This window comes from Actinacidiphila sp. bgisy144 (genome assembly GCF_057708105.1).
Window position 1 is genome coordinate 170,499 of sequence record NZ_JBYIRM010000014.1, and the last position, 14,147, is coordinate 184,645.

At 73.4% G+C, this 14,147-nt stretch carries 13 protein-coding genes and 1 pseudogene; 10 read left to right on the top strand and 4 right to left on the bottom strand.

Features of this window, described 5'->3' with window-relative positions; genetic code table 11:
• The first annotated feature begins 7 nt into the window (after positions 1-7).
• The 3 genes from AC3EVP_RS18285 to AC3EVP_RS18295 all read left to right on the top strand — a co-directional run bounded on the left by AC3EVP_RS18285 (position 8) and on the right by AC3EVP_RS18295 (position 1,934).
• On the top strand, positions 8-946 hold the full coding sequence (locus AC3EVP_RS18285) for a GlxA family transcriptional regulator (protein WP_435131119.1): 939 nt from the start codon (positions 8-10) through the stop codon (positions 944-946).
• Between the two features lie 91 nt (positions 947-1,037).
• Positions 1,038-1,631: a DUF4291 domain-containing protein gene (locus AC3EVP_RS18290; protein ID WP_435131121.1), complete on the top strand. Its 594-nt coding sequence runs from the start codon at positions 1,038-1,040 to the stop codon at positions 1,629-1,631.
• 132 nt (positions 1,632-1,763) lie between these two features.
• Positions 1,764-1,934 (top strand): hypothetical protein, encoded by a 171-nt coding sequence (locus tag AC3EVP_RS18295; RefSeq protein WP_435131123.1) that lies wholly within the window; start codon positions 1,764-1,766, stop codon positions 1,932-1,934.
• 227 nt (positions 1,935-2,161) lie between these two features.
• Here AC3EVP_RS18295 and AC3EVP_RS18300 read toward each other — a convergent pair whose 3' ends face one another.
• Genes AC3EVP_RS18300 through AC3EVP_RS18315 form a run of 4 tightly spaced genes read right to left on the bottom strand, consistent with a single transcriptional unit; the run spans position 2,162 to position 7,473 of the window.
• On the bottom strand, positions 2,162-4,249 hold the full coding sequence (locus AC3EVP_RS18300) for an amylo-alpha-1,6-glucosidase (protein WP_435131125.1): 2,088 nt from the start codon (positions 4,247-4,249) through the stop codon (positions 2,162-2,164).
• A complete protein-coding gene (locus tag AC3EVP_RS18305) occupies positions 4,246-5,598 on the bottom strand; it encodes an MGH1-like glycoside hydrolase domain-containing protein (protein ID WP_435131126.1) in 1,353 nt (450 codons plus the stop codon). The genes AC3EVP_RS18300 and AC3EVP_RS18305 overlap by 4 nt, the downstream gene beginning before the upstream one ends.
• On the bottom strand, positions 5,595-6,395 hold the full coding sequence (locus tag AC3EVP_RS18310; RefSeq protein WP_435131128.1) for a sugar phosphate isomerase/epimerase family protein: 801 nt from the start codon (positions 6,393-6,395) through the stop codon (positions 5,595-5,597). The genes AC3EVP_RS18305 and AC3EVP_RS18310 overlap by 4 nt, the downstream gene beginning before the upstream one ends.
• 31 nt (positions 6,396-6,426) lie before the next feature.
• A complete protein-coding gene (locus AC3EVP_RS18315) occupies positions 6,427-7,473 on the bottom strand; it encodes a zinc-dependent alcohol dehydrogenase (RefSeq protein WP_335976704.1) in 1,047 nt (348 codons plus the stop codon).
• A gap of 161 nt (positions 7,474-7,634) precedes the next feature.
• Between AC3EVP_RS18315 and AC3EVP_RS18320 the strand changes: the two genes are divergently transcribed.
• From AC3EVP_RS18320 to AC3EVP_RS18350, 7 genes and pseudogenes are all read left to right on the top strand, one after another.
• Positions 7,635-9,056 (top strand): ABC transporter substrate-binding protein, encoded by a 1,422-nt coding sequence (locus AC3EVP_RS18320; RefSeq protein ID WP_335976701.1) that lies wholly within the window; start codon positions 7,635-7,637, stop codon positions 9,054-9,056.
• 44 nt (positions 9,057-9,100) lie between these two features.
• Positions 9,101-10,072 (top strand): carbohydrate ABC transporter permease, encoded by a 972-nt coding sequence (locus AC3EVP_RS18325; RefSeq protein ID WP_335976698.1) that lies wholly within the window; start codon positions 9,101-9,103, stop codon positions 10,070-10,072.
• Positions 10,069-10,935, top strand: a complete 867-nt coding sequence (locus AC3EVP_RS18330) for a carbohydrate ABC transporter permease (RefSeq protein WP_335976695.1) — start codon at positions 10,069-10,071, stop codon at positions 10,933-10,935. Before AC3EVP_RS18325 ends, AC3EVP_RS18330 begins: the two co-directional genes overlap by 4 nt.
• Before the next feature lie 22 nt (positions 10,936-10,957).
• Positions 10,958-12,178 carry an ROK family transcriptional regulator gene (locus AC3EVP_RS18335; RefSeq protein WP_335976693.1) on the top strand — a complete coding sequence of 407 codons (1,221 nt, stop codon included), beginning with the start codon at positions 10,958-10,960 and terminating at the stop codon, positions 12,176-12,178.
• A 156-nt stretch (positions 12,179-12,334) separates the two neighbouring features.
• Positions 12,335-13,225, top strand: a complete 891-nt coding sequence (locus tag AC3EVP_RS18340; RefSeq protein WP_335976691.1) for a Gfo/Idh/MocA family protein — start codon at positions 12,335-12,337, stop codon at positions 13,223-13,225.
• 126 nt (positions 13,226-13,351) lie between these two features.
• A pseudogene (locus AC3EVP_RS18345) lies at positions 13,352-13,570 on the top strand (hypothetical protein); the annotation flags it as partial.
• Positions 13,567-14,139: a DUF309 domain-containing protein gene (locus AC3EVP_RS18350; protein WP_435131133.1), complete on the top strand. Its 573-nt coding sequence runs from the start codon at positions 13,567-13,569 to the stop codon at positions 14,137-14,139. The pseudogene AC3EVP_RS18345 and the gene AC3EVP_RS18350, both read left to right, overlap by 4 nt.
• The last annotated feature ends 8 nt before the right edge of the window (positions 14,140-14,147 follow it).

The window sequence follows — 14,147 nt, forward strand, 5'->3', positions numbered from 1 at the left end:
CCGGACCGTGAGCCGTATCGTCTTCTTCCTCGTCCCCGGCGTCCACCTGCTGGACCTGGCCGGCCCCGCGCAGGTCTTCTCCACCGCGGCGGGCTTCGGGCACCCCTGCACCCTGGAGTACGTCGCCGAGCAGCCGGTGGTCGGGACCGCGCAGGGGCTGCCGGTGGTGGCGGGGACGGAGTGGCCCGAACTCGGCCCGGCGGACCTGGTGGTGGTGCCCGGCTGGCGGTCGCCGGCCGCCGTGCCGGGCGCCCGCGGCCCGGTCGGCCCCGCCATCGGCCCGGCCGTCCTGCGGGCGCTGCGCGACCACCACGCCCGGGGCGGCACGGTGGCCGGGGTCTGCGCGGGGGCGGAGGCGCTCGGCCGGGCCGGGCTGCTCGACGGGCGCCGCTGCACCACCCACCACGACGTGCAGGACGAGCTGGCCCGCCGCCACCCCGCGGCCGTGGTGGTCCGCGACGTCCTCTACGTCGCCGACGACCGGGTGGTCACCTCGGCCGGGATCGCCAGCGGCATCGACCTGGCACTGCACCTCGTCGCCACCTGGCACGGACCGGCCGCGGCCGCGCGGGTCGCCCGCGACATGGTCGTCCACACCCGGCGCAACGGCCACGAACCGCAGGCCAGCGCCATGTTCCGGCACCGGTCGCACCCGGACGACACCGTGCACCGGGCGCAGGACCTGCTCGACGCGCGGTTCGCCGAGCCGCTGCCGCTGCCGGTCCTCGCCGCGGCGGCGGGCGTCAGCGAGCGCACCCTCACCCGCCTGTTCACCCGCGCCACCGGCGGGCTCACCCCGCTGCGCTACCAGCAGGCCCTGCGCCTGGAACGCGCCGAGCACCTCATCAGCCACGGCGCCACCGCGGACGCCGCCGCCCGCGCGGTCGGCTTCGAGGACCCCCGCATGCTGCGCCGCCTGCGGTCCCGTACGGCGGCGGGCGCGTGAACCGGTAGCGCGCCGGCACGCGAACCGGTGGCGGCGCCGGGCGCCGTAAACCGGTGGCGGCCGCGGGGCGGCGGCGGTGAGGGTGGGGGACATGGCAGCACCCCGGCAGCAGATACGCGCCCTGCACACCGCCTCCACCGTGACCGTCTACCAGGCGTACGCGCCGCACATCGGCGAGCCCGCGGCGCGCGACGGCCGCTTCCCCGCGGCCTGGAAACGGGACCGGATGACGTGGATCAAGCCGTCCTTCCTGTGGATGATGTACCGCTGCGGGTGGGGTGAGAAGGAGGGCCAGGAGACCGTCCTCGCCGTCGAGATCACCCGGGAGGGCTTCGCCTGGGCGCTGGAACACGCCTGCCTGGCGCACTACGACCCCGCGCTCCACACCGACCACGGCGCCTGGCGGCGGGAGTTGAGGCGGGCCCCGGCCCGGGTCCAGTGGGACCCCGAACGCGACCTGCACCTGCGGCCGTTGCCGCACCGCTCGCTCCAACTCGGGCTCGCCGGGGAGGCCGCGCGCCGCTACGCCGACGACTGGACGGTCGGCATCACCGACGTCACCGCCCTCGCCCGCGAGGTCCACGCGCTCGTACGGCAGGGGGAGTCGGCGGCCGCGGAGGCGCTGCTGCCGCGGGAGCGGCCCTACCCGGAGGACGCGCGGCTCCTGGCCCACCTGCGCGGATGAGGGGCCGATGAGCGGCTGATGAGCCGCCGATGAGCGGCGGACGGGAGCGGTGTACCGGGCACATAAGGACCGCGCGGCGACGGCGTACGGATGTTTATGCCATCGTGACCTGACGGATGTCAGAGTGTGGCCATGAGCGTGAGAACCACGGAGGACCACAGACACCCGTTCGCACCCCTCGCCGACGCGCCCGGCGGTCGCGCCGGCCGGTTCGGCACCGAGGGCGCCGGCCAGTTGGGCGGGTCGCCCGCCGGCGCCGGGCTCATCGCCCGGATGCAGGCACTGAACAGACGATGCCGGTGAGCAGTCCCGAGCACCCACGGCTCCTACCGCCGACGGTCCCGATCACCTCCGGGCCGACCACCGCCGGCCCCGCCCCTCGCCGGTCCGGCCGCCATCGCCGCCCACCCGGGCCGACATGACGGCCCATGAACCGGTGGCGCGCAGCACGAGCCGCCGGCAGGACCCGTGCGCCCGCCCACCCGTACACGCGTCCCCCGCGCACCCGCACCCCACGTATCCGCAAGCGCTCAGCCGGACTTCGGCCCCGCCGTCGCGGTGAGCAGCGCCAGCGGAGTGGCCGCGGCCCAGGCCTGGGGAGAGCAGGCGTGCGGGTAGGGAACGGGCCGGGGCTGGAGGTCACTGCCGTAGCCGGAGATGACCTCGGGCAGCCGCCATCCGTTGTGGCCGGCGGCGGCCACCAGTGCCTCGGCCACCTCGCGGGCCTCGGCGTCCAGGCCGTACGCGGCCATGCCGAGGGCGATCACCGCGTTGTCATGCGGCCAGATCCCGCCCCGGTGGTAGGACAGCGGATGGTAGGGCACCTGGCCCGCCGCGAGCGTGCGCACGCCCCAGCCGGAGAAGAAGTCCGGTTCGAGCAGCCGCCGTGCCACCCGCCGTGCCTGGTCCTCGTCGAGCATCTTCGACCAGAGCAGGTGCCCCGCGTCGGAGGCGAGGGCGTCCACCTGGCGGCCCTCGCCGTCCAGGGCGAGGGCCGGGAAGTCCGCGCCGACGAGCCAGAACTCCGCCGGGAAGCGCCGGCGCAGGTCGAGCGCCGCCGCCCGCAGCTCCCGCGCCCAGGCAGGGTCGCCCCACACGGTCTCGGCGAGCCGGGCGGTGCGGCAGAGCGCGTCGTAGGCGTAGCCCTGGGCTTCGGCGACGGCGATCGCGCCGGTCGCCTGGGTGCCGTCGGTGAAGCAGATCGCGCCCGCGGAGTCCTTCCAGTTCTGGTTGGCGAGCCCGCCGGCCTGCTCGTCGGACCGGTAGACCAGCCAACCGCCGTCGTCCAGGCCCCCGTCGCGGAACATCCATGCCACGGCCGCGCGGGCGTGCTGCTCCAGTCGCCGCGCGATCGCGGTGTCCCCGGTGCGCTCGGTGTACGCCTGGAGCAGCACGAGGAAGAGCGGTGTGGCGTCCACGGAACCGTAGTAGCGGCCGTAGGGGACCTGGCCGAAGTGCGCGAGCTCGCCGTGGCGCAGCTCGTGCGGGATGCGGCCGGGCTGTTCGAGGCGTGCGGGATCGTCGCGGGTGCCCTGCGCCGCGGCGAGCGCCCGGAGGGTGTGCGCGGCGACGCAGGGCCGGTACGGAAGGCAGAAGAGCGAGGTCAGCAGTGAGTCGCGCCCGAAGAGGGTGAGGAACCAGGGAGTGCCGGCGCCCGGCACCCGCAGCGGCTCGCCGTCCGGGCCGGTCGCGGGCACCCGGAGACCGGCGATGTCGGCAAGCCCCTGCCGCACCGCGTGGGCGAGGTCGGGCCAGCCGGTCAGCCCGGCCGGCCGCGGCTCGGCGTCACGGAAGGCTGCCACCTCCCGGGCGATCCTGTCCCGTACGGCCTGCGGCCCGGTGTCTTCTTCCCCACCGGTGGCGGTGGCCCGACCGGCGTCGGGGGCAGGTGCGGCGTCGGTGGCCGCGCTGCCGGGCATCGCCCGTGCCGTCAGGTCGATCCGGGCACTGCCGTGCGGCGGGAGGTCCAGCCGCCAGCTCAGCACGCGCGCGGCGCCGGGCAGGTGGCCGGGGGCGTCCAACTCGGCTCCGGTGGTGGCGTGTTCGCCCCCCGACACGTCGATGCGGTCCGCCGCCCCCGCCGGGCCCGTGGCCGTGGGCGGCGGGTCGGCGGTGACGCTGGTCGAGGCCGACCATCCGGGCTCGCGCCGGTAGCGGAAGGTCACGCCGCCGGCGTGCTCCTCCACCACCCGCGAGGCCCCGGGCTTGGCGTAGTGGCGCCGGTCCGAACGCAGCTCGAACTGGTCGGCGAAGTCGGCGTCCACGGTCAGTTCCAGGGCGGCGGTGACCGCGCGCGGCAGGTTGTTGACGACGGTCAGCCGTTCCGCCAGCACCCCGGCGGCGAGCGCCTGGTCGCGCCGGACGGTGTACGGCGACGGCTCGTCGCGGGTGCCGGGCAGCACCATCACCGCGCTCGCGTCGTCCGAGGTCAGGACGGTCAACGCCTGTCCGCCGACGCTCAGTTGCCACCGGCTCAGATGCCGGGCGTCCCTGGCGAACAGCCCGTCCGGAGCGGCGCCCCGGCCGCCGGCGATGTCGCCGTCGGAGGCGAGGACGGCGAAGGTGCCGCCATCGACGAGGACGCGGTCACGGTCCCGGCCCGTGGATGTGCCGGTCATCGTTCCTCCCGTGGGTCGGACAGCAGGTCGAGCACCACCGCGGCGGTCCAGCTGAAGTCGCGGATGCCGCGGGCGGCCCCGGTACGGGGGTTGACGTACTCGGCGAAGCCGCTGGTCCAGGCGTCGCGCAGGATGCCCGCGCGCAGTTCGTCGGCGGCGTCGGTGCTGCCGGAGGCGTGCAGCCCGCGGTGGACGAGCCAGGCGGTGTTGAACCAACTGGGGCCGCGCCAGTAGCGGTTGGGGTCGAACCGCTCGGACGTCAGGTCGTAGCTGGGCACCATGTGCACCTGCCCGAGCTGGAAGCGCTCGCCGGTGGCGGTCGACTCAAGGGCGTCGGCGAACGGGCGCGGCAGGCCCGGGACGGCCAGCGGCAGCAGCCCGTTCACGCCGGCGACCGGCAGCAGCCGGTCGTCGTGCAGGTCGCGCGGGGCGAAGATCCGGCGTTCGTCGTCCCAGAGCCGTTCGGTCAGCACGGTGGCGAGCCGTTCCGCGCGGCGCAGGGCCGGGGCGGGGTCGGCGCCCACGGCCCGCAGGATCTCGGCGAGGGCCTGCTCGGCGGCGATCAGCAGGGCGTTGAAGCCGGGGTCCTCGACCTGGAAGGCGTGCGGGGCGGCGTCATCGTAGCCGCTGTCGCGGTAGTCACGGGCAAGCCGGACATAGCGGGCGTAGTCCAGGTCGGTCGGACGGTCGCCGGCGGCGCTGTGGTCGAGGTCCACCCGGCGGTAGGAGTCCTCGGCGGCCGGTGTGACCCGGCCGAGGGGGACGTCCCAGCAGGGGCTGTTGTCCAGACCGGGTTCCCAGGGGTGCAGGATGGCGGCCAGGCCGCGGCCGCCGAGGTCCCGGTGGTCGGCGAGGTAGCGGTGCCAGGCGTCCAGGCGCGCGGCGACCCGCGGCAGGAAGCCGCGGCGGGCGGACTCGCGCGGGTCGGCGCGGTGTACCAGCCAGGCGGCGATGGCATGCACCGGCGGCTGCACGATCCCGGAAGTCTCGGCGTGGGCGGGCGCGCCCCGGTGCCGCCCGGCGCTGGAGGACTGCCAGAAGTCCGGGCTGGGGAAGTAGGCGCCGGCCGGTACCGCCGGGTTGAAGACGATGTGCGGAACGCGGCCGTCGGCCCACTGGGCGCTCAGCAGCCACTCGAGCTCCTGCTGCGCGCGGCGGGGGGAGAGGTGCCGCAGGCCGATGGCGACGAAGGCCGAGTCCCAACTCCACTGGTGGGGGTAGAGGGAACGGGACGGGACGGTGCCCCTGCCGTTCCAGTTGCCCAGCAGCACACGGGTGGCGGCGGCCCGCAGCGCCCGGTGGTCGTGGTCGGTGTCCGTGACGTCGCCGCTTTGGAGGAGGGAGGTCATCCCGCCGCCCGTCGCAGGAAGGCGGGCACCGACCGTACGGCGTCCAGCGGGTCGCCGGTCAGCCGGCACTCCGCCGCGAGCCAGCCGGTGTAGCCGGCGGCGCCGAGGGCGCCCAGCCAGGCGGGCCAGTCCAGGTGGCCGGCGCCGGGCTGGAACCGGTTGGAGTCGCTGACCTGGGCGTGCCCGATCCAGGGAGCGGCGGCCAGGATCGAAGCGGCCGGATCGGCTTCCTCGATGTTCATGTGGTAGCTGTCGATGCCGATGCGCACCGAGTCCAGCCCCACCTCGCCGATCAGGTCCACCGCCTGTTCGAGGCGGTTGACCATGTGGTCCTCGTAGCGGTTGAGGGGTTCGAGGAAGAGGGCGACCCCCTCGGCGCGGGCGTGCTCGCCGAGTTCGGTGAGCCCGGCGAGCAGCACCTCGCGGTCCTCGGCCTCGGTCCGCGGCGGCTCGAAGGGCGGCAGCCGGCGGGAGAACATGCCGTAGGAGGCGGGGGTCTGCGCGCCGAGGCCGCCGAGTTCGGCGATGACGCTCAGCTGGGACTTCATCTGCTCGATGGCGTCGCGGCGCTGCTCGGCGTCGAAGGCGCCGAGGAAGTGCAGCATGTCGACGCAGACGGTCGGCATGACGACCCCGTCGGCGAGCGCGGCGCGCAGTTCGGGCAGCCGGTCGCGGAAGTGCTGGTCGCCCTTGCCGCGCAGCTCGATGCCGTCGTAGCCGGCGGCCTGGGCGAAGTCCCACTTGGCCTGGAGGGTGTCTCCGGGCAGCAGTTGCTCCTGGCAGGCGAGTTTGAGCATGGGAGGGGGCCTTTCGGATCAGCCGGGCGGCTCAGAATTCCAGGACGACCTGGAGGGCGTCGGAGGGGCGTTCGTCGAGCAGGGCGTAGGCGTCGGCGGCGTCGGCGACCGGCACGCGGTGGCTGACCAGGGCTTCGGTGTCGACCTGGCCGCGTGCGACCAGGTTCAGGAAGGTGCGCTGGAGCCGCTCGACGTTCCAGCGGTGGGACAGCTGCGGCGGGACCCCGCCGATCTGGGAGCAGACCAGCTGGACGCGGTTGTGGTGGAACTCGTCGCCGAGCCGCAGCCCGGTGCCGTCGCCCTGGTAGAAGCCGGAGGCGACGACCCGGCCGCCGGCGGCGACCGAGCGGATCGCCTCGTGCAGGGCGGGGTAGGCGCCGCTGATCTCCACGGCGACGTCGGCGCCGCGGCCGTCGGTGAGGTCGCGGACCGCCTCGGCGACCTTGCCCGCGCGGACGTTGAGGGTGTGGGCGGCCCCGTAGTGGCGGGCGGCGGCCAGCCGGGAGTCGAGGGCGTCGACGGCGGTGACGGTCGCGCCGTTGAGCTGGGCGAGCCGGGTTGCCAGCAGGCCGATCACGCCCTGGCCGAAGACGGCGACGTCCTCGCCGAGGTGGATGTCGGCGGCGAGCACCGCGTTGTATGCGATCGCGCCGACCCGGGCGAACGCGCCGGCGAGCGGTTCCACCCCGTCGGGCAGCCGGTGGCCGATCATCCGCTCGGCCGGAACCAGGCCCTCGCTGCGGTGGCCCCAGATCCCCCAGACCAGGTCGCCCGGCTCGGGCAGGTCCGGCGTTCCGGCGAGCTCGGGGGAGACCTCGACGACCTCGCCCACCTCGGAGTAGCCCCAGCCGGCCACCGGATAGGAGATGCCCGCCACGTCGTCGTGGAACAGCCGCTGCTCGGCGTCCCAGGTGCGGGTCAGGTACGGGTTCGTGCCGCGGTAGGCGGTCAGTTCGGTGCCCGCGGAGATGCCGGAGAAGCGGGTGCGGACCCGCAGATGGCCCGGTGGAAGTGCCTCCGGGGCGACGTCCGCGACCTCGACGGTGCGGGGGCCGGTGAACTGGACGATGCGTTCCACGTTGACTCCGGAGCTGCTGCGGGATGCGTGCCATGAACCGTCGGATGACGCTGGCTTGTGTCGAAGATATCTCAGACTTAAGTCTTGTCAACAAGTAAAAGTGGTGGTGTTATGCAACACGACGTTGACGCAAGGCGGGCAAGTGAGGACGGTTCATGCACATGAGGTCCCTCGGAGGCATCGGCGGCGGCCGAGGCAGAAGCAGGTGCCTGGCGGCCGGTACCGCGGCGGCGCTCGGTATCGGGCTGCTGGCGGGATGCTCCGGCCAGAGCCCGGGGCCGCACGCGGGCAGGACCCTCACGGTCTGGAGTGAGGAGAACCTGCCGGCCCGGATGGCGGCGACGCAGAAGCTCGTCGACACCTTCGAGAAGCAGACCGGATACAAGGTCAAGCTGGTGGGCATCGACGAGAGCCAGCTGCCCCAGCTCGTGGAGTCCGCCGCCGCGGCCGGCAAGCTGCCCGACGTGATGGGCGGCATCCCGCTCGCCCCGATCTGGCAGATGTACAGCAACGGCCTGATCGACACCGACGCCACCGCCAAGGTGCTCGACAACCTGGGGCGCTCCACCTTCAACGCCAACGCGCTCAAGCTGACGAGCGACGGCGGCAAGGCCCTGTCGGTGCCCAGCGACTCCTGGCAGCAGATCCTCGTCTACCGCAAGGACCTCTTCGCCAAGGCCCACCTGCCGGTGCCGGACACCTACGACGCGATCCTCAAGGCCGCGCGGACGCTCAACAAGGGCTCGATGAACGGCATCTCGCTGGCCACCGACCCCAAGGACGCCTTCACCCAGCAGAGCTTCGAGGACTTCGCGGTCGCCGGCGGCTGCCAGCTGACCGACTCCGGCGGTGACGTCGCGCTGGACAGCCCCGCCTGCGTGAAGGCGTTCAAGACCTACGACGACCTCGCCAAAACCGGTCCCGAGGGCACCCAGACCGTCGACACCACCCGCGCCACCTACCAGGCCGGCCAGTCGGCGATGGTGGTGTGGTCCACCTACCTGATGGACTCCCTCGCCGGCCTGCGCGACGACGTCCTGCCCAACTGCCCGCAGTGCAAGGGCGACCCGACCTTCCTGTCGAAGAACTCCGGCATCGTCACCGCGATCAAGGGCTCCGCCGGCTCCTCCTCCGCCCAGTTCGGCGAGATCTCCTCCTGGACCGTCACCAAGACCGCCAACACGCTCGGGGCCGAGAAGTTCATCCAGTTCATGATGTCCAGCGGCTACGAGGGCTGGCTCGGCATGGAACCCGAGGGCAAGATCCCGGTCCGTGACGGCACCGCCGCCGAACCGCAGAAGTACGTCACCGACTGGCGCGGCATGAAGATCGGGGTCAGCCGGACCGAGCCGATGAACCGGCTCTTCCCGGCTGCCTTCCTCGACCAGCTGCTCGCCGGCGTCACCAACATGCAGCGCTGGGGCATCGCCCAGGGCCAGGGCGCACTGGTCGGCGCGACCGAGGGGTCGCTGCCGGTGCCCCAGGCCATCGGTTCCATGACCGGCGGGGACGGCACCTCGCCGAAGGACGCGGCCAAGCAGGCGAACGACGCGGTGTCCGCCCTGAAGAAGACGCTGCTGTGACCGGCGGCACCCTCACACGCGAGGCAGCACCTGAGGAAGCGCACATGAGCACATCCACCGCCGGCGGCCGCCGACGGTCCACCCCGTCGGAACGCGCCGAGAACCGGGCCGGGCTGGCCTTCGTGTCGCCCACGCTGCTGGTCGTCCTGGTGATCGTCGTCGTGCCGATCATCTGGACCGTCCTGCTCGCCTTCCAGCACGCGAAGCTGATCGACCTCCAGGGCATGGGCCTGTTCGGCAACTGGACGTCGCACAACTTCGAGCAGGTCTTCACCGCGCCCGGCTTCTGGAGCTCGCTGACCACCACCCTCATCTACACCGTGGGCGGCACCGTCGGCTCCATCGTGCTCGGTCTGATCGCCGCGCTCGCACTGCGCCGCCCGTTCCGCGGCCGGGGAGTGGTCCGCAGCACCATGCTGCTGCCCTACGTCGCCCCGGTTGTCGCGGTCACCTTCGTGTGGGAGACCGCGCTCAGCCCGCAGACCGGCATCATCAACAACTGGGGCACGCACGTGTTCGGTTGGCACAAGCCGATCGCGTTCCTGTCCACCAGTTCCTACCCCGTGGACCTGCTCGGCTGGCACCTGCACCTGCCGCTCGCCCTGCTGACCGTCGTCGCCTTCGAGATCTGGCGGTACTTCCCGTTCGCCTTCCTCTTCCTGCTGGCCCGCCTCCAGGCGGTCCCGGCCGGCATCGAGGAGGCCGCCGAGGTCGACGGCGCCACCCTCACCCAGCGGTTCAGGCACATCCTGCTGCCGCAGCTGATGCCGGTGATCGCGCTGCTGTCCGTGCTGCGCTTCATCATGACCTTCAACAAGTTCGACGACATCTACCTGCTCACCGGCGGCAACTCCGGTACCGAGGTGGTCTCGGTGCGGGTCTACAACTTCCTGACCGCCAGTTACGACGTCGGCGCCGCCGCGGCGCAGGCACTCGTCCTGGCCGTCATCCTCATGGTGCTGCTCGGCATCTACTTCGGGTTCTTCGCCAAGCGTGTACAGGAGGAGCAGGCATGAGCCGGGCACAGTTCGAGGACCGGCTCTTCGGCACGCTGCGGTGGGTGGTCATCGCGGCGCTGCTGGTGGCGACGCTCTTCCCCTTCTACTACATGGTGATGCTCTCCTTCCGGCCCACCGGACAGCTACTGCTGCACCCGGGGTCGCTGTGGGTGCCGCTGCACGAGATCACCGTCAGCACCTACAAGACCATCCTGGAGCCGACCTCCAAGGGCGGTCAGGGCCTGCTCGGCATGCTGCGCAACTCCGCCCTGGTCTCCCTGGGCACGGTGGTGCTCACGCTGGCCGCCGCGGTCCCCGGCGCCTGGGCGATCAGCCGGCTGAAGTTCGTCGGCAGCCGCCAGATCAGCGCGCTGTTCCTGGCGGTGTACCTCTTCCCGGCGACCCTGCTCGCGGTCCCGCTCTTCGTGATGTTCGCCAAGATCGGCCTCCAGGGCAGCCTGGTGGGGCTGGCCGTGGTCTACATCGCCCAGACCGTGCCGGTGTCGATCTACATGCTGAAGAACTACTTCACCACCGTGCCGGTGAGCATCGAGGAGGCCGCCGCCCTCGACGGCTGCTCGCGGCTGCGCATCCTGTGGCGGGTGGTCCTCCCGCTGGCGGCGCCCTCGCTGATGGCGACCGGGCTGTACGTCTTCATGATCGCCTGGAACGAGTTCCTCTTCGCGCTGCTGTTCCTCGCAGCCACCCCCGCCAAGTGGACGGTCTCGCTCGGACTTTCGCAGATGAACAACGCCATCGAGGTCCCCACCACGGTTCTCATGGCGGGTTCGGTGGTGCTCACCATCCCCGTGATAGTCCTGTTCTACGCTGCTGAGCGGTTCCTCACCGAGGGACTGACCACCGGCGCCGACAAGAGCTGAGACCATGAGGAGATCCCACCCGATGGCCCAGACGGCCGCGCCGCGGACCACCGCCGGCCACTTGCTGGAACTCATCCGCACCGGCCAGGCCGGCACCCGGGGAGAGCTCCTGAGTCTCACCGGTCTGTCCCGTTCCACCGTCGGCCATCGGCTCGACCAGCTGTTCGCCGCCGGCTGGGTGGCCTCCGCCCCGGGCCAACTGTCCACCGGTGGACGGCCGTCGGTGCGCCTCACCTTCGACACCACCCACGCGGTGGTGCTCGCCGCCGACCTCGACACCAGCCAGGCGCACGCCGCGGTGCTCGACCTGGCCGGCGCGGTGCTCGCCGAGCGGCGGGGCGAACTGCGGGTGGCCGACGGGCCGGAGACGGTGCTGGACACCCTCGCCGACTGGTTCACCGGTCTGCTCGACGGCCTCGGCGCCGCCGCGTCGAAGGTATGCGGTGTGGGCCTGTCGGTGCCCGGACCGGTCGAGTTCGACACCGGCCTGGTCATCCGGCCCCCGATCATGCCCGGTTGGGACGGCTACCCGATCCGGGAGCGGATGCGCGCCGCGCTCGCGGAGCGCGCCGGCACCGAGCCGCTGCTGCCGGTGCTGCTCGACAACGACGCCAACCTGATGGCACTGGGCGAGCAGCGCGCGGACTGGCCGGACTGCTCGACCTTCATGCTGGTCAAGGTCTCCACGGGGATCGGCGCCGGCGTGGTGATCGACGGCCAGGCGTTCCGCGGCATCGACGGCGGCGCCGGCGACCTCGGCCACATCCGCCTGCACGACCAGCCGGACGCCCGCTGCATGTGCGGCTCCTACGGCTGCCTGGCGGCCGTCGCCAGTGGGAGGGCGGTGGCCGGGCAGCTCTCCGGACTGGGTGTCGCGGCCGAGTCGGGCACCGACGTACGCGAACTGCTCGACGCCGGGCAGCCCGACGCGGTACGGCTGGCCCGCGAGGCCGGCCAGCGCTGCGGCGAGGTGCTGGCCACCGCCGTCACCCTGCTCAACCCCGGCGTGCTGATGATCGCCGGCGACCTCGCCGAGACCCACTTCCTCACCGGGGTACGGGAGGTGCTCTACCAGCGCGCGCTGCCGCGCTCCACCCGCAGCCTCCAGATCGTCACCTCGCGACTCGGCGACCGGGCCGCGCTGGCCGGAGCGGCCGCCACCGTCGTGGAGCACCTCTACGCGCCGGAACAGGCCGACCTGCGCCTGGCGGCCACCCTCGCCGACCAGCCCGCCACTACCTGACCCTGCCCCCTGCCCTCTGACCCTGCCGTCGCTGTCCGGCACCGGCCGGCCTTCGACACGGCCTGCGGGACGACCTGACCACGGGTACGGACCCGACCACGGGTACGACCCGGCCTCCGGCGCCGCGGACCCACGACCCCTCCCGGGAGAACCACCGTGCACTCCACCGCCCCCGACCCGGTCAGGGTCGGACTGATCGGAGCCGGACCGTGGGCGCGCGACATGCACGCCCCCATGCTGGCCGCCGGGCCCCAGACCAACCTGACAGCCGTCTGGGCCCGGCGGCCTGAAGCCGCCGCCGAACTGGCCGCCGCCCACGGGGCGGTCGCCGCCACCAGCATCGACGAGCTCTTCGACAGCTGCGAGGCGGTGGCCTTCGCGGTGCCGCCGGCCGTGCAGGCCGAGCTCGCCGTACGCGCGGCCCGCGCCGGAAAGCCACTGCTGCTGGACAAGCCGCTGGGTGCCGACCTGGCCGCGGCCAGGTCGGTGGCCGACGCGGTCGCCGAGGCCGGTGTGGTCTCGCAGATGGTCCTCACCAAGCGCTACCACCCGGCGACCCGCGCCTTCCTGGACCGGGCTCGGGACCTGACGCCGACCGGGGCGCGCTCCTGCTACCTGCACGGCGCCTTCCTCGGCGGCGAGATGGCCACCGGCTGGCGGCTGACCGAGGGCGCGCTGCTGGACCTCGGCCCGCACCTGCTCGACCTGCTCGACACGGCGCTCGGCCCGATCGTCTCCGTACGGGCCACCGGCGACCCCCGACGCTGGGTGGAACTGGCCTGCGTGCATGACGGCGGCGCGGTCAGCCAGGCGTCACTGTCCGGTGCGGTACGGCTGCCGCGCGCCCGGACCCGCGTCGAGCTCTTCGGAGCCGACGAGGAAGTGGTGTGGGACAGCAACGGCGCCGGCCACCAGGAGAGCTGGCCCCTGCTGCGCGCGGAGTTCGCCGCCGCCGTACGCTCCGGCGTCCCCGGCCCGCTCGACGCGGCGCGCGGGCTGCGCCTTCAGGAACTGATCGCGATGGCGAAAGCCGACCTCTCGGCGTGACCCGCGGCGGGGCGTCCGGGTTCCGCGCGGCAAGCGGGCCGGCCCCGGCGCGCCGACGCTCACGGCGCGTTGCCGTTCCGGCCACGCCGGCATCACCTGCTGGCCACGGCACCGGGTGAGGGTCCAGGCGACGGGACCGCGGTGTGGCGGACGACCGCCCCGCTCGCCGCCTACGTCCGCGCCGAGGTGCGCCACCCGATGACCGACGGCACCCCGGGCCAGGCCAACACCATGGGCGACGCGCTGCTGTTCGGCCCGATGGCGGCCCTGGCCAACCCGGTCCTCCTGGTGGCGGAGGGACACCGACGCTCGCGCGTGCCGCCGGGCGGCACAATGGGAGCATGAGCGACGCCTCGCAGGACGCGGACCGGCCGGCGCGGCGTCCCGGGCGGGACCGGGATGCCGAGGGCAGGGCCCGCAACAGCCGGCCGCGCGACGGCCTCGGCCGCCCCCTGCCGTACGGCGCCCCGGGCGTGGAACGCCAGCCCGAAGGCATCCGCCGCACACCGCGGCAGACCCTGGACGAGGCCCAACGGCTCCTCGACGACGGAAAACCCTTCCACGCGCACGAGGTGCTGGAGGACATGTGGAAGGCCGCGCCGGAGGGCGAGCGCGGCCTGTGGCGGGCCCTCGCCCAGTTCGCGGTCGGCCTGACCCACGCCGCCCGCGGCAACACCCGCGGCGCCGCGACCCTCCTGGAGCGGGCCGCCCGCGGCCTGGCCCCGTACGGCGACCGCGCCCCGTACGGCATCGACGCGGCCGGACTGGTGCGGTGGGCCGCCGCACAGGGCGCGGCGGTCGAACCCGGAACAGTAACCGCGTACTACGCGGCCGCCGAGGACGGTCCGTCGGGCGTACCCGGCACCACCGCCGGAGCACCCCCGCCGCTGCGTGCCCCGCGATCGGGCCACTGACCGGCGCC